The 22658-nt window shown below is 52.6% G+C and carries 22 protein-coding genes; 20 read left to right on the top strand and 2 right to left on the bottom strand.

Features of this window, described 5'->3' with window-relative positions:
- Positions 1 to 16: 16 nt before the first annotated feature.
- The 15 genes from ileS to thiO all read left to right on the top strand — a co-directional run bounded on the left by ileS (position 17) and on the right by thiO (position 16588).
- The gene (gene ileS / locus QUD59_RS06440) at positions 17 to 2833 is read left to right on the top strand and encodes an isoleucine--tRNA ligase (RefSeq protein WP_286240318.1); all 2817 of its coding nucleotides are present in this window, start codon (positions 17 to 19) and stop codon (positions 2831 to 2833) included.
- A complete protein-coding gene (gene lspA, locus QUD59_RS06435) occupies positions 2833 to 3366 on the top strand; it encodes a signal peptidase II (protein WP_286240316.1) in 534 nt (177 codons plus the stop codon). The genes ileS and lspA overlap by 1 nt, the downstream gene beginning before the upstream one ends.
- Positions 3363 to 3791, top strand: coding sequence for an FKBP-type peptidyl-prolyl cis-trans isomerase (locus QUD59_RS06430; RefSeq protein WP_286240315.1), 429 nt, complete (start codon positions 3363 to 3365; stop codon positions 3789 to 3791). The genes lspA and QUD59_RS06430 overlap by 4 nt, the downstream gene beginning before the upstream one ends.
- Positions 3792 to 4015: 224 nt before the next feature.
- Positions 4016 to 4432, top strand: coding sequence for a type IV pilin protein (locus QUD59_RS06425; protein WP_286240314.1), 417 nt, complete (start codon positions 4016 to 4018; stop codon positions 4430 to 4432).
- A 2-nt stretch (positions 4433 to 4434) separates the two neighbouring features.
- Positions 4435 to 4962 (top strand): GspH/FimT family pseudopilin, encoded by a 528-nt coding sequence (locus tag QUD59_RS06420; RefSeq protein WP_286240313.1) that lies wholly within the window; start codon positions 4435 to 4437, stop codon positions 4960 to 4962.
- The gene (locus QUD59_RS06415) at positions 4959 to 5633 is read left to right on the top strand and encodes a PilW family protein (protein WP_286240312.1); all 675 of its coding nucleotides are present in this window, start codon (positions 4959 to 4961) and stop codon (positions 5631 to 5633) included. Before QUD59_RS06420 ends, QUD59_RS06415 begins: the two co-directional genes overlap by 4 nt.
- 49 nt (positions 5634 to 5682) lie before the next feature.
- On the top strand, positions 5683 to 6819 hold the full coding sequence (locus QUD59_RS06410; protein WP_286240310.1) for a hypothetical protein: 1137 nt from the start codon (positions 5683 to 5685) through the stop codon (positions 6817 to 6819).
- Positions 6820 to 6853: 34 nt separating this feature from the next.
- On the top strand, positions 6854 to 8584 hold the full coding sequence (locus tag QUD59_RS06405) for a type IV pilus modification PilV family protein (protein WP_286240309.1): 1731 nt from the start codon (positions 6854 to 6856) through the stop codon (positions 8582 to 8584).
- 407 nt (positions 8585 to 8991) lie between these two features.
- Positions 8992 to 9498, top strand: a complete 507-nt coding sequence (gene pilV / locus QUD59_RS06400; RefSeq protein ID WP_286240308.1) for a type IV pilus modification protein PilV — start codon at positions 8992 to 8994, stop codon at positions 9496 to 9498.
- Entirely contained in the window at positions 9495 to 10541 is a 1047-nt protein-coding gene (locus tag QUD59_RS06395; protein ID WP_286240307.1) for a PilW family protein, read from the top strand. Before pilV ends, QUD59_RS06395 begins: the two co-directional genes overlap by 4 nt.
- Positions 10538 to 11035 (top strand): pilus assembly PilX family protein, encoded by a 498-nt coding sequence (locus tag QUD59_RS06390; protein ID WP_286240306.1) that lies wholly within the window; start codon positions 10538 to 10540, stop codon positions 11033 to 11035. The genes QUD59_RS06395 and QUD59_RS06390 overlap by 4 nt, the downstream gene beginning before the upstream one ends.
- A gap of 9 nt (positions 11036 to 11044) precedes the next feature.
- The gene (locus tag QUD59_RS06385) at positions 11045 to 14482 is read left to right on the top strand and encodes a pilus assembly protein (protein WP_286240305.1); all 3438 of its coding nucleotides are present in this window, start codon (positions 11045 to 11047) and stop codon (positions 14480 to 14482) included.
- 5 nt (positions 14483 to 14487) lie between these two features.
- Positions 14488 to 14898: a type IV pilin protein gene (locus tag QUD59_RS06380; RefSeq protein ID WP_286240304.1), complete on the top strand. Its 411-nt coding sequence runs from the start codon at positions 14488 to 14490 to the stop codon at positions 14896 to 14898.
- Position 14899: 1 nt separating this feature from the next.
- The gene (locus QUD59_RS06375) at positions 14900 to 15415 is read left to right on the top strand and encodes a GspH/FimT family pseudopilin (protein ID WP_286240302.1); all 516 of its coding nucleotides are present in this window, start codon (positions 14900 to 14902) and stop codon (positions 15413 to 15415) included.
- Positions 15416 to 15502: 87 nt separating this feature from the next.
- Positions 15503 to 16588, top strand: a complete 1086-nt coding sequence (gene thiO / locus QUD59_RS06370; protein ID WP_286240301.1) for a glycine oxidase ThiO — start codon at positions 15503 to 15505, stop codon at positions 16586 to 16588.
- A gap of 27 nt (positions 16589 to 16615) precedes the next feature.
- Here the strand turns inward: thiO and nadE are convergent, their stop codons facing one another.
- Together nadE and QUD59_RS06360 are read right to left on the bottom strand one after the other, a co-directional pair.
- Positions 16616 to 17449: an NAD(+) synthase gene (gene nadE, locus QUD59_RS06365; RefSeq protein WP_286240298.1), complete on the bottom strand. Its 834-nt coding sequence runs from the start codon at positions 17447 to 17449 to the stop codon at positions 16616 to 16618.
- Positions 17450 to 17549: 100 nt separating this feature from the next.
- Positions 17550 to 18491, bottom strand: coding sequence for an outer membrane protein assembly factor BamD (locus QUD59_RS06360; RefSeq protein WP_286240297.1), 942 nt, complete (start codon positions 18489 to 18491; stop codon positions 17550 to 17552).
- A gap of 149 nt (positions 18492 to 18640) precedes the next feature.
- Between QUD59_RS06360 and rluD the strand changes: the two genes are divergently transcribed.
- The 5 genes from rluD to QUD59_RS06335 all read left to right on the top strand — a co-directional run bounded on the left by rluD (position 18641) and on the right by QUD59_RS06335 (position 22522).
- Positions 18641 to 19609 (top strand): 23S rRNA pseudouridine(1911/1915/1917) synthase RluD, encoded by a 969-nt coding sequence (gene rluD, locus QUD59_RS06355; RefSeq protein ID WP_286240295.1) that lies wholly within the window; start codon positions 18641 to 18643, stop codon positions 19607 to 19609.
- The gene (gene pgeF / locus QUD59_RS06350) at positions 19609 to 20343 is read left to right on the top strand and encodes a peptidoglycan editing factor PgeF (protein ID WP_286240294.1); all 735 of its coding nucleotides are present in this window, start codon (positions 19609 to 19611) and stop codon (positions 20341 to 20343) included. The genes rluD and pgeF overlap by 1 nt, the downstream gene beginning before the upstream one ends.
- Positions 20340 to 20978 (top strand): M15 family metallopeptidase, encoded by a 639-nt coding sequence (locus QUD59_RS06345; protein ID WP_286240292.1) that lies wholly within the window; start codon positions 20340 to 20342, stop codon positions 20976 to 20978. Before pgeF ends, QUD59_RS06345 begins: the two co-directional genes overlap by 4 nt.
- A gap of 234 nt (positions 20979 to 21212) precedes the next feature.
- Positions 21213 to 22175: a GTP-binding protein gene (locus QUD59_RS06340; RefSeq protein WP_286240291.1), complete on the top strand. Its 963-nt coding sequence runs from the start codon at positions 21213 to 21215 to the stop codon at positions 22173 to 22175.
- Positions 22172 to 22522 carry a hypothetical protein gene (locus tag QUD59_RS06335; protein WP_286240290.1) on the top strand — a complete coding sequence of 117 codons (351 nt, stop codon included), beginning with the start codon at positions 22172 to 22174 and terminating at the stop codon, positions 22520 to 22522. Before QUD59_RS06340 ends, QUD59_RS06335 begins: the two co-directional genes overlap by 4 nt.
- The last annotated feature ends 136 nt before the right edge of the window (positions 22523 to 22658 follow it).

Below are 22658 nucleotides of genomic sequence, written 5' to 3'. Positions count from 1 at the left end.
TTCGGAACCGAAAACCATGACCGATTACAAAGCAACACTGAACCTTCCGGAAACCGCTTTCCCAATGCGAGGCAATCTGGCGCAGCGTGAGCCGCAGATGCTGAAGGATTGGCAGAAGATGGATCTGTATCAGAAAATTCGCGAGGTGAGTGCGGGTCGTGACAAGTTTACCTTGCATGACGGCCCCCCTTACGCGAACGGCGATATTCACATTGGTCATGCTGTTAACAAGATTCTGAAAGATATCATTATCAAGTCTAAAACCATGAGCGGTTTTGACGCCCCTTATGTACCGGGTTGGGACTGCCATGGCCTGCCGATTGAACATAAGGTTGAAACCAAGATCGGTAAAGCCGGTGTGAAGGTCTCGCATAAGGATTTCCGCAAAAAATGTCGTGAGTATGCGACCCGGCAGGTAGAAGGTCAGAAGAAAGACTTTATCCGTTTGGGCGTTTTTGGTGACTGGGATAATCCTTACCTGACCATGAACTTCGATACCGAAGCCAACATCATCCGTGCACTGGGCAAAATCGCCGAGAACGGCCATCTGGTAAAAGGCTTCAAGCCGGTTTACTGGAGTGTGGTCGGTGGTTCTGCACTGGCGGAGGCTGAGGTTGAGTATCAGGACAAAACCTCCACCGCGATCGATGTGCGTTTTGTGCCGGTTGATCAGGCTGACTTCCTGTCGCGTTTTGACGATGTCAGCGGCGAAGGTCAGGCTGCGGTTGTTATCTGGACGACGACGCCATGGACTCTGCCTTCTAACCAGGCGGTTTCGCTGAATGCGGAACTGGATTACGTACTGGTTCAGTTGGATCTGGGGCAGGGCCCTGAGCGTATTCTGCTGGCTGAAGGGCTGGTTGAAGATGCGATGAAGCGTTATGGCATTGAAGACTACAGTGTTGTTGGCCGTTGTCAGGGGCAGGCACTGGAGCAGGTTGCCCTGCAGCACCCGTTTTATGAGCGTCAGGTTCCTGTCATTCTGGGTGATCACGTTACGCTGGATGCCGGTACCGGTGCGGTACACACGGCACCTGATCACGGCGTGGAAGACTTTGAAGTCGGCCGTAAATACGGCATTGGCACCTTGAATCTGGTCGATGCGTCTGGTGTTCTGGGTGAAGGCGCAGGCGTCTTTGCCGGTGAGCATGTTTATAAAGTGGATGCCAAAGTCGTGGCGCTGCTGGAAGAAAACAAAGCGCTGGTTCTGGAACATAAATTCCAGCACAGCTATCCACATTGCTGGCGTACCAAAACGCCGTTGATCTACCGCGCGACGCCGCAGTGGTTTATCAGTATGGATGCTAAAGGGCTGAAAACAGACGCGCTGGAAGCGATTAAAGGTGTGGAGTGGTTCCCGGGCTGGGGGCAGAACCGCATCGAGGCGATGGTTGAGCAGAGCCCGGACTGGTGTATCTCCCGTCAGCGTACCTGGGGTGTGCCGATTGCCCTGTTTATCCACAAAGAGACACAGCAGCTTCACCCACAAACGGCTGCCCTGATTGAACAGGTGGCTGAGCGTGTTGAAGCTGAAGGTATGGATGCCTGGTTTGATCTGGATTCGGCTGAGCTGCTGGGAGGCGATGCAGATCAGTACGAGAAAGTAACCGATACGCTGGATGTGTGGTTTGACTCCGGCGTGACACACTACTCTGTGGTTGATCAGCGGGATAATCTGGAATTTCCGGCAGATATGTATCTGGAAGGTTCGGATCAGCACCGTGGCTGGTTCCAGTCCTCCCTGAAAACCGGTATCGCGATTAAAGGCTGTGCCCCTTACAAGCAGGTGCTGACACACGGTTTTACCGTGGATGGTCAGGGCCGCAAGATGTCCAAATCTGTGGGTAACGTGGTCGCACCACAGGAAGTGATGAACAAATACGGGGCGGATATTCTGCGTCTGTGGGTGGCTTCTACCGACTACAGCGGTGAGATGACCTGCTCCGACGATATCCTCAAACGGGCGGCAGACGCCTATCGCCGTATCCGTAATACAGCCCGCTTCCTGCTGGCCAACCTGAGTGGTTTTGATCCGGCGCAGCATCTGGTGGCTGCCAGCGATATGGTTGCACTGGATGCCTGGGCGGTGGATCGTGCGGCACGTCTGCAGGATGAGCTGGTTGCTCACTACAACCGTTACGAGTTCCTCCAGGTATTCCAGAAGGTATCTCACTTCTGCTCACAGGATATGGGTGGTTTCTATCTGGATATCATCAAGGATCGTCAGTACACCGCCGCGACCGACTCTCATGCGCGTCGTTCTGCGCAGACTGCGCTTTACCATATCGTCGAAGCGCTGGTCCGCTGGATTGCGCCGATCTGCAGCTTTACTGCCGATGAGATCTGGAAAACGCTGGCGGGTGAGCGTTCTGCATCCGTACATCTGGATACCTGGTATGAAGGGCTGAACAAGCTGCCTGAAGGCAGTGCGCTGGATGCTGCTTACTGGGAGCAGGTAATGGCGGTTAAGAATGCTGTTAACAAGCAGCTGGAAGAGCAGCGTAACGCCGGCGCTATTGGCGGCAGTCTGGAAGCAGAAGTGACTCTGTACTGCGCGGATGACCTGCTGAAAACCCTGTCTCAGTTGGGCGATGAGCTGCGTTTTGTGTTGATCACCTCCAAAGCGGATGTGGCTGCACTGGCAGATGCCGAAGCTGCTCAGACGACGGAGCTGGAAGGTCTGCAGGTTAAAGTGCTGAAGAGCGCTGCTGAAAAATGCCCGCGTTGCTGGCATTTCCGCGAAGATATTGGCCAGAGTCAGGAAGAACCTGAGCTGTGTGGTCGTTGTGTCGAGAACGTTAACGGTGCAGGCGAAAGCCGACAGTTTGCCTGATGACTGAGACGAAGACAGGGGAACAGGAGGTTCCCAAAAGCTGTTTGATCTGGGGGTGGCTCACACTGCTGGTGATCATCCTCGATCTGGGCAGCAAGCAGCTGGCGATTTCGCTGCTCAAGTATGCAGAGCCGAATCCGGTGTTGCCGGTCTTTGATCTGACACTGCTGTTTAACCGGGGTGCCGCCTTCAGCTTCCTGTCGGACGCGGGGGGCTGGCAGCGCTGGTTCTTCGTGGCCGTCGCAGTGATTGTCAGTCTGGTGCTGATCGCCTGGTTGAAACGTACGCCGCGGACCCTGTGGTGGGTTGGTTTGTCACTCTCACTGATTCTGGGCGGAGCGCTAGGAAATCTGTATGACCGGGTCGTGCAGGGGTATGTGATCGACTTTATCTCACTGCACTACAACGGCTACTACTTCCCGGCTTTCAATCTGGCTGACAGTGCGATTACGCTGGGGGCGATCCTGCTGGTACTGGATATGCTGTTTCTGGAAGGCAAACGTAAGCCGACATCTTTGAGGACACGGACATGAGTAAACTGATCGGACCGGGTAAAACGGTCACCCTGCATTTTGCCATTAAGCTGGAAGATGGTCAGATAGTCGATTCCAATTACGATGCGGAACCGGCCACGTTTACTGTGGGTGACGGTAATCTGCTGGAAGGGTTCGAAAAGGCACTGTTTGGCCTCGAAGAGGGGATGGAGCAGACCCTGAAAATCCTCCCGGAAGATGGTTTCGGTATGGCTAATCCGAGTAATATCCAGACATTGCCGCGCAGTCAGTTTGAAGGGATTGAGCTGGAACAGGGGCTGGTGGTCTCTTTCTCCGACCCCGGCAACGGCGAACTGCCCGGCGTGATTGCCGAGTTTGATGATCAGCGTGTGTCGGTAGACTTTAACCACCCGCTGGCGGGGAAAAAATTAGATTTTGAGGTCAGAATTCTTAAAGTAGTCTGACCTTTCGTCGATAAAAACCCGAATAATGCTATTCGGGTTTTTATTATTTAGGCTATGCTTTATGCAGACCCCTCATTGTAATGGCGTATGCTTTCCCGACCAGCTAATCTATAGCTGAGGGCTTCTTATTGCATAATTGGCTGGTTTAGTCGTTTTCAGTACAGACAGCCTTGCAGCAGTTAAAGCCCCCTTTGGCCAACAATGAAAGTGACAAGGAGTAGTACGTGGCGTCGAGTGTAAGTTTTCAGAAGCGGCATCATGGTTTCACACTGATTGAGCTGATGATTGTGGTAGCAGTTGTGGGCATCATTGCTGCTGTTGCCTATCCCTCCTATGTAGATTATGTCCAGAAAAGCCGACGTGCTGACGCGATGGCGAGTCTGGCTGATCTGCGTATAGCCCAGGAAAAGTGGCGGGCGAATAATCCCAGTTACACATCAACGTTGGCCGACCTTGGATTTACGAATAATTCCCGTGAAGGCTTCTATACACTGGCGACTGTCGGGGCGGCCAATGGATTTACGGCGACTGCAGCCCCGGCGGGTGTTCAGGTAGGCGATGCATGCGGCACCTTTGGCATAGATGAAAATGGTCCCGATTATTCCGGTGGCAATGCGGATGCGGATTGCTGGGAGCGTTAGATATGAGTCGTAGTAGTTCTGGTGGTTTCACCCTGATCGAGTTGATGATCAGTGTTGCGCTCATAGCCGTGATTGCCGCTATTGCTGTACCCAGCTACCGTGATTTTAATCAGAAAACTCAGCTTACGGGCGCGGCAGAGGAGGTATTCAGCCATATCCAGTATGCCCGCAGTGAATCTATTGCCAACGGAGAAGATATCTTTGTGGCCTTTAAAGGCACCGGCGCAACGGGTTGGTGTGTAGGTATCAGTGATGGGGCTGCCTGTGATTGCGCTGCTTCTCTGGCTGCCTGCACGATTAATGGTGTTCAGGCCAGATCCTTGCAGGGTAACGATTACCCACAGACAGTACTGACCACAGATTTTGCCGCCGATGACTCTGGTTTTAGCGCCCCCCGGGCTATATCTATGGAGAGCGGCGACATTACCATCAGTCTCCCCGGCTACGGTAGCGCAGAGGTCCAGTTAAATACGTTGGGTCGGTTGCGACTTTGTTCTGGTACGCTCAATGTTTATGCGGATTGCCCATGATGACAGAGCAAAAGAAATTTAAATCTCAGGCGGGTGTGACCCTGATCGAGCTGATGATAGGCCTGGTTGTAGGGTTGATTGTGCTTTCAGGCATCGGCTATGCCTATATTGTGACCTTTAAAAGTAGTCGCGACATAATATACAGCGCACGTTTGAACCAGGAGCTGGCGGCGGTGACGTCGATTATCGTAGGTGATATCAGAAGAGCCGGTCATTGGCGGCAGGGAGCCAGTGATACAACCCCTTATGATGAGATAGGGGAAGATATTATCCGTGTCAGTTCTACATGTTTGTTATACAGCTATGACGCCAATGAAGATGGTTCCAACGTGATTGGTTCGGATGAACTCAGAGGGGTTAAACTCGATGGGGGGGCCATCTGGTTAAAAGCATCCGGCGGTAATATGACCGCCTGTAATGTAGGCACCTGGGAAGCAGTCACGGATCTGAACTTTATGACCGTAACCGGCGTATCTTTTGCCGATAGTTCTTTGTGTAAAGAGGATGGGATTACGGCCGCTTGTCCGGCTTCAATGGCTGCTGCATCTGGCGCTGTTGCATCGGTCCGCGAGATTGATATCCAAATCTCTGCACAGGTTAATAATGACAGTGACTGGCAGGCCACCGTGCAGGAATCAGTGAGAATTCGAAATGACTTTTTTGCCGAATAAAGCAGATCACGTCAGTAGCCCTGTTCATCAACGCGGAGCTGCTACCCTTTTGACCGCTGTGGTACTGCTGGTTGTGATATTGGGAATCTCCTTCTACACCTCTGAAACGGTGATTATGGAGAAAAAAGTGGTGGGTAATGAGTACCGTGCCAAGCAGGCCTTCCATGCTGCTCAGGCAGGTGTCGATTATGGCATCGCTTATGCTCGTATTGGTCTCGATCAGGATGATGATGGTGTTCTTGATCTGTCCGGCGCTTCCGGTGCCACAGAATCTATTGGCGTCGGAGAGTTTTCGGTCACTTTGAGCGATATCAGTAGTGCTGCCGATATGTCGCTGATTCAGGTTGAGTCTATCGGGGAAAGTGATGATGGTAATATTTCACGCACTATCTCGGTTCTGATTGGTGAAGTGCCATTGTTACCGAACCCGCCCGATCTGCCCATTGTGGCCCGTGGGTATGTTGATGCAACCGGTAACCTCAATGTATACAACCTGTTTACCAATTTGAATATCTGGTCCGGGGACTCAATCAGCTCCTGGGGCTCGGCTGATACCTATATTCGGGATCCAAGCTGGAATGATAGTGGTGGGTGGACTTCTGGCAATCTTGGGGACTATATCGAGACAACCTACTACGACAATGGATTGTCATTCGACATAGTGAATGATATCGATTCGATCTCAAGTACCACCAAAAACACCACAGGCCCGGATGTGATTGACGGGGATACGAATCTATCCAGTTCAACTCCCGAGGAGTTTATTCAAAACTTTTTCGGTAAAACGCTGGATGAGCTGACAGAAGCCGCCACCCTGAAAATGACCGGTAACGAGTTAAAAGCCTCTACCTCAGCCCAGATCAGTGGCAACCTGATCTATCTAACCGATGCCAAACTCAATGGTGATCCTTCTGGCGGGACCATCGGAACCCGGGAGAATCCGGTGGTACTTGTCACAGATGGTGATCTTCAGATTACCGGTGGTCCAACCATTTATGGCGTGGTTGTAGCGCGTCGGGTTGACAAGGTCGCCGGCACAATGACGGTTGTAGGTGGTATCGTATCGGAAAATGAGCTGGATATGGGTACCGGTACCGCGAATGTTTATTATGATGAGTCGACAATAGAAAATACTTCAAAGCTGAAGACGATGCAGGTCATACGGGGTAGTTGGAAGGACTGGTAGCCAACGCCACCGATTAATTTCAGAGTACTGAGTTATGAAAGTTTTACGAGCACCTCAAAGCGGTTTTACCCTTATTGAAGCACTGATCGCCTTTGTTATTATTGCAGTGGGCTTGCTTGGGGCCGCGATGTTTCAGAGCGAGTTAGTCAGAGAATCCGGCGATTCTAAAGCGCGTGCTGTAGCCCTGAAACTTGCTGAAAATGAATTGGAAGAACAGCGCAATATTGTTCTGTTAAACGGCTACGCCAGTATGGCGGCTCAGGCTTTGCTGGATTACCCGGCGTCTTTGGCGGTTGGTAATACCACCTATACATTGGATCTGGACGTTACAACCCTGACCCCGGCCAGCGCGGCGGCTACCAGCTTTGAAGATCACTATGAACTCTCTTCCATTATCAGTTGGCAGGACCCCAGAGGGAATGCAGCATCGGTTTCCCTGAGTAGCCGCTTTGTTTGGAACGATCCCGATGAGTCTCTGGATAACAATGATCAGGCCGGTGTCGGGGGCGGGGCTAACATTGGTGATATTGAGCGCCCAAGCGGTGCTGCGATTGCAATTGCACGAGTTACAACCGATGTGGCTCATGATGCCAGTAAAGAGGTGGGTGACTGGGTCTCGCTTGGTGACGACAAATATGGCATTAAGGTCACCGATGCTGAATGTACAGATGGTGGTAATACTTGTGACCAAGTGGTTTCTGTTATCGAACTGGTCGATACAACCAGTCCCATCTTCAAAATCACCGGTAATATCTACTTTCATGATGGGCCGGATAATGATTTTGATGATGTAGCGGCCGCTCCCAACGTCCTGACCTCTGAAGGTGGTGGCTGTGCCGTTTATCAAGTTGGTACTCAGGCGGCCTATACCTGTCTCTTTGGTAAAGGCTGGTACGGCACCATTACGCTGATTCTGGCCTTGGAAAACAGTGGTAAGCCTGCTGACTCTGTATGCTTGTCCCCCAGAGAGTATAAATATTATCTGGTAAATCCGGCCTCTGTTGCCGGAACTAATTACGCTGCTGCTATTATCGGTCAGTCAGGTCTGGTCCGTTTTACTACGGATGCAGGTTCAGGTCCTTATCTGGCTTCTTCGACGGCCAATCCGGGCTTTGGTTATTACTACACCTATAGCGAGATCGATAAGAATACGGTTCAGGTTCCCGGACCAACCAATACGGCCGGTAATCTGGAGAATCAGCACTTTGTTATTACCGATGATACGCCTACAGGGTCCGGTAGTTTGTACTCGGTTTGTGATCAGGCAACAGGTGGTAAAGGCGATGAACCGCTGTTTAGCTCGGCTCTGCACAACTTGTCAGGCTACCCGGATCAAAGCAATGATAACTTTGGATATCTGAATGTTGCTTCGGGTGGTGAAGAGGTAGAGATTCCCCATGAAGAGATTATTCTTGGATATGTAAATAAGACCTATGAGATTAACGGTTTCCTGGATGTCTCAGGGGCCAGCGACGATGCAACCACGTTGAAGCCTGATATTTCAGTGGGTCTGACTCCGCTGCCTGATAATGCTCAGGAGTGTGTGCTTGAAGAAGAATCGACTCAATCGATTCAGTATCGCTGCTTCGTTGATTACAACTGGACCGGTACGATCAGTATCAGTATGGCCTCAGGTGCTGCCTCATCGCTTGATTTTGCGCCAGATACCATCGTATTTGATGACCCTGCCGGTGTAGGCGAATACCCTCCAATCTCCGGCGATGTGGATATTCCTTTCGATATTATAGTGACCGACACGCCATAATCAGTCGATCGATCAGGATCGGCTTATTTAGACCTAAATCGGCCTCTGCTTTAGCAGGGGCCGATTCGTTTCTGCGATTTATTTTCCTTCATATTCAGCGATTGAGCTCTTCCAGAATTTCAGGTGCTTCTGAATTTCTATCACCCGTTAGTGCGTATGCTCTGTAGATATCAGAGTACGATGTCTTCTTTTTTGGTAGTGATCTATTTATTTTGAGCGCCATAAGGCTATACTTTATTGTAGTTTCCCTGCCGCGCGAACATTCGTGTATGGCCTGGTCAGTTTAATGCGGGAATGGGATCTGTGGCCGGTTGTCGGCATTGGCGTTATCAGTGTTCAGAAACCCGGCTGTTTGTCGTTTGCTGAGCCTGTTCAGGTTAACTGTATTCATAGGATAGGGAGTATCGATGACTAAACAGTCCGGCTTTAACCTGCTTGAGGTCATGATTGCGCTGGTGGTATTGAGCGTGGGTTTGCTAGGGCTCGCGGCGATGCAGCTAAATTCGCTGAAGCTGAACCAGAGCGCATATATGCGCAGTCAGGCCACGTTGCTGGCTTATGACATTATCGACCGGATGCGGGCGAACAGGGAAGCGGTATCGCGGGGAAGCTATTTTAATGAACAAGGGGTAACCCATAGCCACTGTATGAGTTATAGCGGACCGGTGAGTGGTTGCAGCGCGGCGGAGATGGCTGTAAATGATCTGGCAGAATGGCAGACTCGTCTCGGGGATGAACTGGCAAACGGTGCAGGCAGAATATGTCGCAGCAATCTGGCAGGCGATCAGCCGGGCCAGCCTGATTGTGATGCGAATGATTCAGCTAACCCGGTCGTTGTTTATATCTGGTGGCATGATGGCAGGGGCGACCGCACTTCACCTATCACTCAATTTGCTGTGAGTGCGCAGCTATGAAGGGATACCGCATCAGTCATCAGGCGGGGTTCAGTTTAGTCGAGCTGATGATTGCTCTGTTGCTGGGGCTGTTACTCATGGCGGGCGTGCTGCAGATTTTCAGCAGTAGCTCCGTAACCTACAGCGTTAATATGGCTCTGGCCAATTTGCAGGATAATGGCCGGATTGCAATGGCGCTACTTACCCGTGATCTGCGCTTAACGGGGTACAGTGGTTGCAGCGCCTATACCTCCCAAACAAATATCATACGCACAGATGGTTCCCAGCCTGTTGATTACCTCGATCTGGAGCCAGGAATCAATGGTCAGAACGACCTTGGCTCTGTGCGTTTCGGTAGCAGAACGACAGTTCCCGGTTCCGATCTGCTGGAGGTTCGTTATGCAGGCAGCGAAAGTTGTGTTATACGCACCCATAATCCCGCCTCAGCAGTCATGCACTGCGAAGAAAACCATGCATTCAGCCCGGGTGAGGTTCTGGTTGCAACGGATTGCAGTCACTCGGCAATTTTTATGATGTCCGGGCCGGATAACCCCGGGAATACGATTGTCCACAATTCAGGCAATGGGAGTTCAATAGGGAATTGCTCTAAAGGGCTGGGGCCCGATGTCGATTGCAGCTCAACTCTGGGGGAGCAATATGCTTTCAATCTAGGGACGGTGCGGCGCCTGAAATTTGCCCGGTATTTCATCGCAGCTAACGACAGAGAGGGGACGTCCCTCTATCGCCAGAGCATACAGCGAGTATCGGGAATTCCGGTTCTCAGATCCAATGAGCTGGTCGAAGGGGTTGAGGATATGCAGATCCTCTATGGTGAAGACACCGATAAAGACGGTACTGCCAACCGGTATATCCCTTTCGACCGGGTCGCAGACAGGGATGAGATTGTCAGTGTACGGGTCAGCCTGTTGCTGCAAACTACCCGGAATAATATTGCCAAAGCGCCTCAGATATTGCACTTCAACGGGGTTCAACAGCGCTTTGATGATGGCCGTCTGCGTAAGGTGTTCAGCAGTACCATTGCTTTGAGGAATAAGCTGCTATGAAGCATCCGTCCGACACGCAAAATGGCGCGACCCTGATTATCAGTATGATCTTCCTGTTGATACTTACCGTCATAGGTCTGGCCGGTATGGAGGTGGTGAGCATGGAGGAAAAAATCGCCGGTAATGCCCGCAGTCGTAACATTGCCTTTCAGGCCGCAGAGGCCGCATTACTGGAGGGTGAAGCGTTGATAAAAGCTGGCAATTTACCCGCATTTGATGGCAGTGACGGGTTTTTCCAGCCCGCCAGGACAGGGGCGCCTGTTTGGCTTGAGGTTGATTGGGCCGGCAACGAGGTCAGGGCCTATACCGGGGTTGGGTTTCAGGAGCTGGAACAAAGCCCCGCTTATATCATCGAGGACTATGGTCCTGCTCCTGAAGGGAGTCTTGAGCTGAATCAGCCTGAACGAGCGCGTCGCTTTTACCGCGTGACATCACGCTCCGCCGGTTTGAATCGCAATACAGAAGTGATCCTGCAGACCATTTTCAAATACTAGGTAGGGATTATGAATAAGGACAGCATAACCCGGCTCTCGCATGTTGTATTGCCACTCGTACTGCTTATACCGAATAAAACCCAGGGGGCTATCGCTGATCACCCGCTCTCGGTGAATGTCTCTGTGCAGCCGAATATATTTTTTATGCTCGATGATTCCGGAAGTATGAGCTACAGCGTGATTCATGCCAATGAGGCTGAAGCGGAATATCCGGCCCTGGCAAAGAGTCAAAAGGACAGGTGGTGGGCTAATGAGCTGCATGCTTTTCCATATCCCCTGCCTGATAATCAGGGAGCAATTCTGAAAACCTGCGCTGGTTATAACCATCTGTATTTCAACAACAACGTTATTTACACCCCTTGGTTGGGAAAAGATAAAGAGGGGATTGCCTTTGACGATCAGTCGATTACGGCTGCTCGGGAAAATCCTTATGATCCAACAGAAACCACTGACCTGACGCAAGCTTACATCGGCTCTTATTACAATGATGGTATCTCCCTTCCCAGCGTAAATTTAAAGCGTGGCTACAGTGAATGGGATGATAAGGATGGCGATGGTGTGTTTGACAAAGGAGAATGCCCTGACCCGACATTACCCGGCTATGACTATGAGCGGGATTTCATTACGGTAGATAAAATGACACCCGAGGAGCGAACAAATTTTGCGAACTGGTACACCTATTACCGTAAAAGGGGAAACATTCTTAAAAAAGTGATGCTTCCTATTGTGGATAACTCCAGAGCCAGAATGGGGCTCAGTACCCTGAATCTCAGGGGGATTGAGGGCTATCCTGTCGCAGATATGCGGGATCAAAGCAATCGGGAGCAAATTAAGGAAGGGATTCTAAAGAACTATTACTCCGGTGGGACTGCGCTCCGTCACAAACTGGATCAGGTTGGTCAGTATTTTGAAAATAAACAGCCCGCCGGGTTATTTTCAACACCACAGGTATCGCCGATTCTTCCTGCTGAGAAGGGAGGAGAGTGCCAGAAAAATTTTGCGATCCTGATGTCTGATGGTGCCTGGACCAGCACAGTGGCACCTGCAATAGGGAATGCCGACAGTGATAACAGCAGCGCCTATGATGGCGGCAGTTATGCTGATAAAGAACCGGGGCAATCGGGTACGCTGGCGGATGTGGCGATGCACTACTATGAGCGGGATTTGATGCCCGGTCTCGATGATAAAGTCCATATATCGCCGCGAGATACAAATAAGCAACAGCATATGGTGACTTACACGGTTGCCTTTGGGGTTAATGGAACCCTCGATCGTAACCCCGGGCCTGATGAAGACAGCTTCCCATGGCCTACCCCTGTGAGGCTGCAGGATACGACCATCGATGACATGCGGCACGCCGCCTGGAATGGCCGGGGCGAATTCCTGTCGGCTCGCTCGCCTGATGCGCTGGAGGCCGCTCTGAACGGGGCGATCAAGAGTATTATTGCGCGCACCTCCTCTTCTGCTTCAGTGGCGACAAATTCTTCCCGGCTGAATAGCCATTCAAAGTTATATCAGGTCCGCTTTAATACCAGCGACTGGAGTGGTGAGCTGTTAGCTTACCGTTTGAATCCCGAGACGGGTGCGCCCGATGGATTCCTGTGGAACAGTGCGGAACTGATACCTGCTGCCCACCTTCGAAAGATCTATACATCGGATCAGCCACGAGCAGGAGGTGTTGAATTCAGTTGGGAAGAGGCTGCAGCAACGCTGGCGGCGGCCGGGTTGGATGAAGCTGCGGTGCACTACCTGAGGGGGGATTCAAGCCTTGAAGGCAGTTTGTATCGCAGTCGTGGGAGCCGGTTAGGCGATATTGTTAATTCCAGACCGGTTTATACCACAGATGAGAGTGTAGGGTATTTTGCTCTGGAAACTGAGGCTGGTTTGTCCACCTATGATGACTATCTGGCCGGGGGGGATGCGGATAAAGGAGAGAAGGGTGGACGTCCTGCGATGATCTATGTTGGGGCGAATGATGGAATGCTGCATGGCTTTCTTGCAGACGGGGAAATGGGGCCTGATTGTAATCCTGATACTCAGGCCTGCGAAGGGAAAGAGCTGTTTTCTTACATCCCGCGTGCCCTGCACGATCAGCTCCATCAGCTTCCGGATCCTGATTACAACCATCGATTTTATGTCAATAACAGCGCGGTAATCGGAGATGCATTTATACCGTTTGAGGGCGCTGCCAATGAGAGTGGTGGCCGCTGGGGGAGCGCGCTGGTCGGCACGCTGGGGGCTGGCGGGAAAGGCGTGTTTGCGCTGGATGTATCCAACCCGGAAGCATTCGCAGAGGAGGATATTCTCTGGGACTATACGGCGGCTGACACAGACCCCAATGGAAAAAGCTTTGCCGACCTCGGGTATACCTTTGCCCGCCCCGCAGTGGTTAAGCTTAAATCGGATGGTGGCACCGGCAACAATGACTGGGGGGTGATTCTCGGTAATGGCTATAGCAGTACCCATGGTAAAGCGGTGCTGTATATCATCGGTTTGAAAACCGGCGAAATTATCTGGCAGAAGGAGGTTGGAGCCGCAGGCAGTAACGGTCTCTCCACCCCGGTTGCCATAGACAGTAACCGGGACAGTATCGCCGACATCATCTACGCGGGTGACCTCAACGGTAATCTGTGGAAGTTCGATGTTTCATCGGACGATCCCCGGCAGTGGGATGTGGCCTTTAAACAGGCCGGCAAGGCTGTGCCACTGTTTAAGGCCTGTTCCGGGAGCCCTTGTCTCAAGCCGCAACCGATTACCACTAAGCCGTTGGTGATCCGGGCAAAATCCGGCGGTTTAATGGTGCTTTTTGGTACCGGTCAATATTTTGCGGAGGGGGATAATACCGACACCTCGCAGGTGCAGAGCTACTATGGCATTCAGGATCTGGGCAAGACGCCGGTTGAACGCTCAGACTTGCAGCATCAGGAAATTACCTACGAAGCGCTGGCCTCCGATACCGGCTATACGGATGATGCCCGGGCCTTGAGTAATTACCCGGTTAATTACAACAGTAAACGGGGTTGGTATCTGGATTTTAACAGTCTGAACTACCCCGGTGAGAGGGTGGTCGCCGATGCGCTGTTGTATGACGAAGTAGTTCACCTGAATACACTGGTTCCGAATACCTCCATCTGTGAATTTGGTGGCAAAAGCTGGAGTTTTGCGTTTGAGCCGCAGACCGGAAAGGTGATTGAGAGGGGTGTTTTTGACCTCAACGGTGATGGCAGGATCGACAAGAATGACTGGTTGGATACAGATGCTGATGGAGTTAAAGATCAGGCCTCTTCAGCAGTCAAAAATCAGGCTGGATTAATGGATTCGCCAGTTATCCTTGATACGGAAGGTTCAGGAAAAAGCTATAACAGTGACGAAGAAGGTAATGTGCCGCTTCGTGATGTGGCTGGTGGAGTCCGCTTAGGCCGACAGTCCTGGCTGCAGATCCGGTGAGTCCTGTGCGTAAATTCTGTGGCTTTTCTCTGATTGAACTGATGATTGTGGTGGCTGTGCTCGGGATCATCAGCGCCGTTGCTTACCCCTCTTATCTGCGTTATGTGCAGGAAGCAAGGCGTACTGCCGCGCAGGGTGATCTCCTCGAGCTGGCTCAGTGGCTGGAGCGAGGTTACACCCTTCAGGGGCGGTATGTTGCCAGCGGCGCGTTGCTGGCTTTGCCTTTCGATAAATCGCCTAAGGAGGGAAATCCGAAGTTCTATGCTATAGATCTGACAGTCCTTCAGCCTGACTCTTTTACTTTACGGGCACAGCCAATCGGCGGGCAGGCGGATGATCCCTGTGGCTCGCTGATCTATGATCATCTGGGACGCCGGGCAGCAACGGGTATCGGTTCCCGGTGCTGGGATGAATAGTATGGGCAATCCAGGCTTTTCGGCGCGTGGAAGTGACGGGCTTACGTTGATTGAGCTGCTGGTTACCCTGAGCGTTGCTGCTATCCTTTTGCTGGTGGGTGTGCCCTCCTATAACCGTTTTATAACAGACTATCAGCTTGGAACAGACCAGCAAAAATTGCGCAGCTTGCTCTCACTCGCGCGCTCAGGTGCTGTGCACAGTGGTGTTTCTGCGGTGGTCTGCCGTTGGGATCGAAACAGCGGCTGTAGCGGGTATGCTCAGAGTGGGTCGTATACCTGGCAGGGGGCGTTGTTATTCATCGATGAAAACGGCGACAAGCAGCTTAATTCTCCCGAAGAGAGAGTGATCCGTGTTCAGGCATTTGAGGCGGAGAACCGGGTGAGCTGGAACCGCGGGGAGGTATTGGTCTATCAGCCCGATGGCTCACTCTCAGGTGGTTCTAACGGAACCTTTGCACTGAGTCGGGGGGAGGATGTTCGGACATTGGTTATCTCTCTGACCGGCCGGGTGCGTTGAATCGCATCAGCCCTAATCGATATCAATGGAAAGATGCCCGGTCTCCCTGCACAATAGCTGCTGGTTTTAGCGATGACTGGGTGTGAGATGTCTGATTTTCTGATTGTGGGTGGTGGTGTAATTGGCATGATGCTGGCGCGGGAGCTGGCTCAGGAGGGGGCAAGCATTACCCTGATCGACCGCAAAGCCTGTGCGCAGGAATCTTCCTGGGCGGGCGGTGGTATCGTATCCCCCCTCTACCCATGGCGCTACCCGGAGGCTGTGACTCAACTGGCTACCTGGTCGCAGAGCAGCTACGTGCATCTGGCGCAGGATCTGCTGGAAGAGACGGGCTGTGACCCTGAACTCCGGCAAAAGGGAATGCTGATGGTCGCGGTTGAAGACCAGACGGATGCCCTTGACTGGGCACAGCGTTACCATCGCCCGCTGCGTCGGGTCAGTGCCGATTTTATCTATCAGAAAGAGCCTGCTCTCACCCCGGGTCTTGAAGAAGGTCTGTGGATGCCCGAGGTCTGCAGCATCCGTAACCCTCGCCTTGGCCGGGCATTACGAGAAAGTCTGTTGCGGCTGGAGAACGTGTCGCTACTCGAGCATCAGGAGGTGCAGGGTTTTGAACAGCAGAATGGCAGGATAAGTGCCGTAAAAACCGCATCAGGTCTGGTCAGGGGTGAGCAGGTCATAATCGCTGCCGGAGCCTGGAGTGCTGAATTACTGAGTTTGCTGGGCAGAGCGTTGCCGGTCGAGCCGGTACATGGGCAGATGATGTTGTTTAAGGCGGAGCCGGGATTAGTGAACCGGGTTGTCCTTAAAGGTGGGCGCTACCTGATCCCCCGGAACGATGGCCGTATTCTGGTGGGCAGTACACTGGAGCGCATCGGCTTTAAAAAGCGTACCACAGAAGAGGCGGCAAAATCCCTGTACGAGACAGCGCTGGATATAGCCCCTGCGCTGGCCGATTATCCGGTTGAGCACCACTGGTCCGGTTTACGCCCGGGGTCACCGCAGGGTATTCCTTATATCGGTCAGGTCAGCGGATTTGAAAACCTGTATATCAATGCCGGTCAGTTCCGCAATGGCCTTGTACTGGCGCCGGCCTCAACCCGGTTGCTGGCAGATATACTCATGCAACGTGAGCCGATTATTCCGGCTGACCCCTATCGAATGGATCGCTAGCGGTCATTACCGGCGTCTCAGGTAGCTTCAGTCGTATATGGTGGGAATCGGAGCACGTTTGTGAACGGTTCCCCGATAGATGGCGATGATACGTTCCCGCACCTCATCGCTGACCGGCTTCCCTTCCAGAAAATCGTCTATCTGATCGTAGGTCAGCCCCAGTGCGTGTTCGTCTGCTTTCTGGGGTGTCAGGCATTCAAGGTCAGCGGTCGGGGTTTTGCCAACCAGCAGTTCCGGAGCGCCCAGCGTTTTCGCCAGCAGTCTCACCTGGCGTTTGCTCAGGCCAAACAGTGGCGCAAGGTCACAGGCGCCGTCTCCCCATTTCGTGTAGAAGCCGGTGATGTTTTCCGCGGAGTGGTCGGTGCCCAGTACTAATGCACCTAAAATACCGGCCACTTCATACTGTGCAACCATGCGTGCCCGGGCTTTTACATTACCTTTGGCAAAGTCTACAGCAGCTTCGTTTGCTGAACTGATACCGGCCTGTTGCAGTGAGCTGAGAACTTCAGAGTGGATACCGTCGACGCCGGGTTTAACATTAACGGTAAGGCGCTCCGTTGGCCGGATAAAATCCAGAGCCGTCTGCGCATCCTCTTCGTCCTGCTGTATACCAAAAGGCAGGCGCATGGCGATAAAGCGGTAGTCATTGCCAGCGGTTTCGGCGTTCAGCTCGTCAACAGCCAGTTGTGCAAGACGGCCGCAGGTGGAAGAGTCAACGCCACCGCTGATGCCCAGAACCAGAGTTTTCAGTCCGGAGGTTTTGAGTTGCTGCTTGATAAAACTAACCCGGCGCCGGATCTCTTCTGCCGGTTCGATTTCGGGGAGGACTCGCATCTCTTTAATAATCGCTGCAGCCTGCATTATCTCTCTCTCTGTAGTGCTTTACCGGATGGCTCCGGTTTGTCGTTGGTTCGCTGGCCATGATGGCCGATTGAAAAAGGCACCCGCAGGTGCCTTTATCTTATTCTTGTGTTGTTGCTTCCGCGTCTTCGTCGTCATCAAATACGCCGAAGGTGACTTTGCTGAACACTGAGCGTTCCGGCTCGGGTTCATGCTGGCTCATGCGCACCGGTGTCAGGACGGGAGGCTCTTTATTGTCGCTGAACATGTCAAAGGTCGCTGCATCAAACAGGGTTTTCTCGCCGCGATAAACCGGGGTGTAGACATAGTCCGGGTAGTTCTGCTGCAGTACTGAACGGGTATCGGCTGCCAGATCCTGCATTCCCAGCAGGGTATAGGCTTCGATCATCACTGCCAGCGCATCCGGTACGGCCGGTGTTTCCTGCATGTTTTCTATAACGTAGCGGCCACGGTTAGCAGCCGCGACGAAGGCCTCACGTTTGATGTAGTAACGTGCTACATGGACTTCGTAAGCAGCGAGGCGGTTTTTCAGGTAAACCATACGCTGCTGAGAGTCCGGCGCATACTGGCTTTCCGGGTAGCGCTCAACCAGAGTGGCAAAGCTGTCGAATGAGTCGAGGGCTGCACCCGGGTCGCGTTGGGTTTCATCTACCGGCAGGTACTGGGTGATCCAGGAGATATCCTGTTCGAACGCAGTCAGGCCTTTCAGGTAGTAGGCGTAGTCGATATTCTCGTGATTTGGGTGCAGGCGGATAAACCGGTCAGCAGCGGCACGGGCCGCTTCAGGCTCATAGTTTTTAAAGTAGGCGTATATCAGCTCCAGCTGGGCCTGTTCGGAATAGCGGCCAAACGGATATCGTGCTTCCAGTAATTGCAGTTTTTCGATCGCAACCTCTAGGGCGCCTTCTTCCATGGCAGTCATCGCTTCCTGATAGAGCTGCTGTTCAGGCACATCCGGATATTCCTGGATGTCCTCGAACCAGGAACAAGCCGTGGTCATAAGGCAGAACAGAGCGATGATAAGGGGTTTGGTTATACGCATCTTTATATTAATCCCGGTGTAGTCTCTTCCGCGAACAGTTATACTGGGCGGAGCGAGGCCAAATGCAATTCAACGGCCTATTTAAACACAACTGATAGGGCCTGTTAACAGACCCGGACCTATCAATTTAGAAGTTCTGACAGGTTTCAATGTCTGACCAAATACAACTGGAAGCGCGGGTAGGAGATGAGCTGGTCGGGAAACGACTGGATCAGGCTGTCGCGCAGTTATTCCCTGATTATTCCCGTTCCCGGCTGCAGGGCTGGATTAAAGATGGCTCCCTTACCGTGAATGGCGAGGTTAAACGGCCGCGCGATAAACTGATGGGCGGAGAAAACGTCGTTATCGATGCTGAGCTGGAGATGATCGAAGATCATCAGCCAGAAGCCATACCGCTGGATATTGTCTACGAAGATGAACATATCCTGGTTATTAACAAACCGGCCGGGCTGGTAGTGCATCCGGCGGTAGGTCATCGCAGTGGTACTTTGCTCAATGCCCTGCTGCACCACTGTCCTGAGATCGCTCAGGTTCCGCGGGCAGGTATCGTTCACCGGCTCGATATGGATACCACCGGCCTGATGGTTGTGGCAAAAACCATTGCGGCCCAGACCGAACTGGTGACCCAGTTGCAGGAACGTTCCATGGGGCGCGAGTACGAAGCGATTGTTCATGGCGTAATGACCGGCGGCGGCAGTGTCGATGAGCCGATGGCCCGGCACAGCAAAAACCGCCAGAAGATGGCCGTGGTGGGTGTAGGTAAGGAAGCGGTAACCCACTATCGGGTGTTGAAAAAGCTGCGTGCTCATACCCATATCCGGTTAAAGCTGGAGACTGGCCGAACCCATCAGATTCGTGTGCATATGGCGCATATCAATTACCCGCTGGTGGGTGATCAGCTCTACGGTGGGCGTTTCCGTCTGCCTAAAGGGTGTTCAGATGAGATGATCGAGACACTGCGCCAGTTCAAACGCCAGGCATTGCATGCGAAAAAGCTGGAACTCTGGCACCCGGATTCCGGTGAGCTGGTCTCCTGGGAGGTTGATTTGCCAGCGGATTTCCAGCATCTGTTGGATGTGCTGCAAAGGGATGCCGAACAGCAGGAGTTCAGGGACTGATGGAACTGATAACTGCCGACTGGCAAGCCCCTTCACATATCCGGGCCGTAACGACCATTCGGCAGGGAGGCGCCAGTGAGGGTGCCTTTAACAGCTTCAATCTGGGCGATCATGTGGGGGATTCCCCGGCCGCTGTAGCGCAAAACCGTCGTCAATTAATGGATGAGCTGGGATTGCAGAAACCCGCCCAGTGGTTGACTCAGGTGCATGGCGTTGAGGTTGTTGAGGCGCAGGCGGATGGGCAGATTCGACAGGCTGATGCCTGCTGGACGGATCAGCCCGGTCTGGCCTGTGTGATCATGACGGCAGATTGCCTGCCGGTATTCTTTACCGATACCGCCGGGAAACAGGTGGCACTGGCGCATGCTGGTTGGCGTGGTCTGGCTGAGGGTGTGCTGGAAAGTACCCTGGCCCGGTTTGCTGATCCGCAGGAGGTGCTTGTGTGGTTGGGGCCGGCTATCGGTCCCGAGGCCTTCGAAGTAGGCGCAGAGGTGAGACAACAGTTTATGGCCCGTTTGCCGGAATCGGAAGCGGCCTTTGAACCCGCAACTGAAAGTGGCAAATATCTGGCAGATATCTACCGACTGGCCGAGCTACGCCTGCGTTCAGCGGGGGTGGAACAGATCAGCCACTGCGGTCTCTGTACCTATACCGACAAAGCGCGTTTTTATTCGTACCGGCGGGACGGGCAAACCGGCCGGCTCGCCAGCCTGATCTGGATTGATAAGCCATGAAGCGGGATTCGGGGTGTCCGGGCCATCAGCCGGAACTGTTTGTCGACCTGCAGCAGTTGGAACCGGGTATTCTGATCGATCTGAAATACTATACCGGTGATAACTTTGTCGGTAGCCGGATCAACGGATACGAAGCAGAGCGCTGCCTGCTCACTAAGCCGGCGGCACTGGCGCTGCAACGGGTTCAGCACGAACTGAAGGGCTTTGGGCTGGGTTTGAAAGTATTCGATGCCTACCGTCCGCAGCGGGCGGTGGATCATTTCATCGCCTGGTGCGCGGAAACGGGAGATACCCCGACCCGGAAGCGTTTCTTTCCTGCTCTGGAGCGCCCGGACCTGTTTGCGCGGGGCTATCTTATTCGGCATTCCAGTCATACCCGGGGCAGTACGGTTGACCTGACGCTGGTCGATCTGGCGAACGCTGAAGAGCTGGCTATGGGCACTGAATTTGATTTCTTTGGCGAAGCTTCCTGGTTCGACAGTCAGGCCGTCTCCCCACAGGCACGGGCCAATCGGATGCTGTTGCAGTCGGTTATGCAGTTGCATGGTTTTGTGCCTTTCCAGCAGGAGTGGTGGCATTTTACCCTTCAGGATGAACCCTGCCCGGATCAATATTTTGATTTTGTAATTGCCTGACAGGCCTCAATTACTTGAATTCTATGACCTTATCGCCTTATATGTGGTGCCGGGCTGAGGATAATCAGGTTGAAACTTTTGCCAATTAGGCTAAAAATTATTTAACCTCAACATTGATGCCCCGCATTCCCGGTTAAGCGCTGATGCGCTTATGAGACACAGGTAACAGGCCCTTTTGGTGCTCTAAGGTTCATTGCTGCATGGGGGGTTCTGTGCAGCAGTGAGGGATTCAGGATGACAGAATATAAAGTACTGTTCACAGGCTCAGTTTGCTCAGGGAAAACCACCGCGATCCGCTCGTTAAGCGATATCGAAACCGTGGATACTGACGCGAATGTCAGCGACTCAGCGATCCGGCGAAAGCAAAAAACCACCATCGCCATGGATTATGGCGTACTCGATCTTTCCGATAGTGCCCGCCTGCACCTGTATGGAACGCCCGGACAGGAGCGCTTCAAATTCATGTGGCAGTTGATGATGAGCGATCTGGTACATGATGCCGAGGGATTGGTGCTGCTGGTGGATAACACCCGAAACGATCCGTTCAAGGATATCCGTTTCTACGTGGAAGAGTTTCGTGACTTCATTGTGCGGCGCCGGCTGATTATCGCCGTCACCCATGCTGATGAACAGGCGAACCCCGATTACGATTATTATATGAATGAGCTCAAAACCATGGGCTTGTTTACCACGGTGATCTTTATTGATGCCCGAGATCCTTCCTCAGTGCTGAAAGTGGTGAAGGAACTGGTCGGCGCACGCGAGAAAAATATCAACTGGCCTGAGCTGAAACAGCGTCTGGAAGTGAACAGCACAATGCCGGGCGCTGAAGCCGAGGCCGAAGGGGCAGCCAAAGCCCAGAGCGAGGAGATCTCTCTGCTGGATGCGGCACTGAATACCCGGGGTATCAATGGCGCTATGCATCTGGGAGAAGATCGTCAGGTGATCAGCTCTAATGTTCAGCATAAAGAGAGCCGTGACCTGCTGAAGTCGATGGTTAATCTGGTGGCTGCGCTGGAGAAAAAAGCCGGTTTCCTCGGGCACATTGATGATCTGGTGCTCTGTGGGCCGCAGCAGGAGACGTTGTCTGTATTCGTTGAAAAAGAGCAGGCGTTAGGTTTGGTATCTGACAAAGATCTGAGTATCAAAGTGGTCAAAGAGCAGGCCTCAGACCTTCTGCAATGGAGCCGCAAATGATTGAACTGTTGGCTGAAGTAGACAAACCGGGCACGATTGAGTGCAGTTGTATTCTGAAAGGGAAAGAGGTTGCTGCGACTTCCTTTCCGGCCGAACTGCGTAACCATGAAATTATTGCCAAGCAGGCGTTCAGTTATGTTTTTCTCAATGTGGCCAAGCTGAAAGCGAAGCATAATGAAGCTCATCTGGAGATTGGTGAAAAACGCCTCAGCGGCTTTGTGCTGAAACCGGGCGTCGTATTGATCTGCCTCTCAGCAAAAGATGCCAATGTCATGCTGGTACGTGGCCATGTGCATGAACTGTTAAAAGAGTTTCGGAAACAGGAAGTCGACCAGATGCTGGCCTGATGGGCTACGTTTAATGCACAGCCGGGTATATCCCGGCTTTTTTGATTTATATCAGATCTTGCTAATTTTTATCGGGCTGGACTTGAAGCCGCCGATAGTTACCCCCATACCTCTGTTATATCGCGAAATCAGCGAA

Origin of the sequence: Neptuniibacter halophilus (assembly GCF_030295765.1) — a bacterium.
GTDB classification, from domain to species: domain Bacteria; phylum Pseudomonadota; class Gammaproteobacteria; order Pseudomonadales; family Balneatricaceae; genus Neptuniibacter; species Neptuniibacter halophilus.
This window is presented reverse-complemented; position numbering and strand designations above follow the sequence as displayed.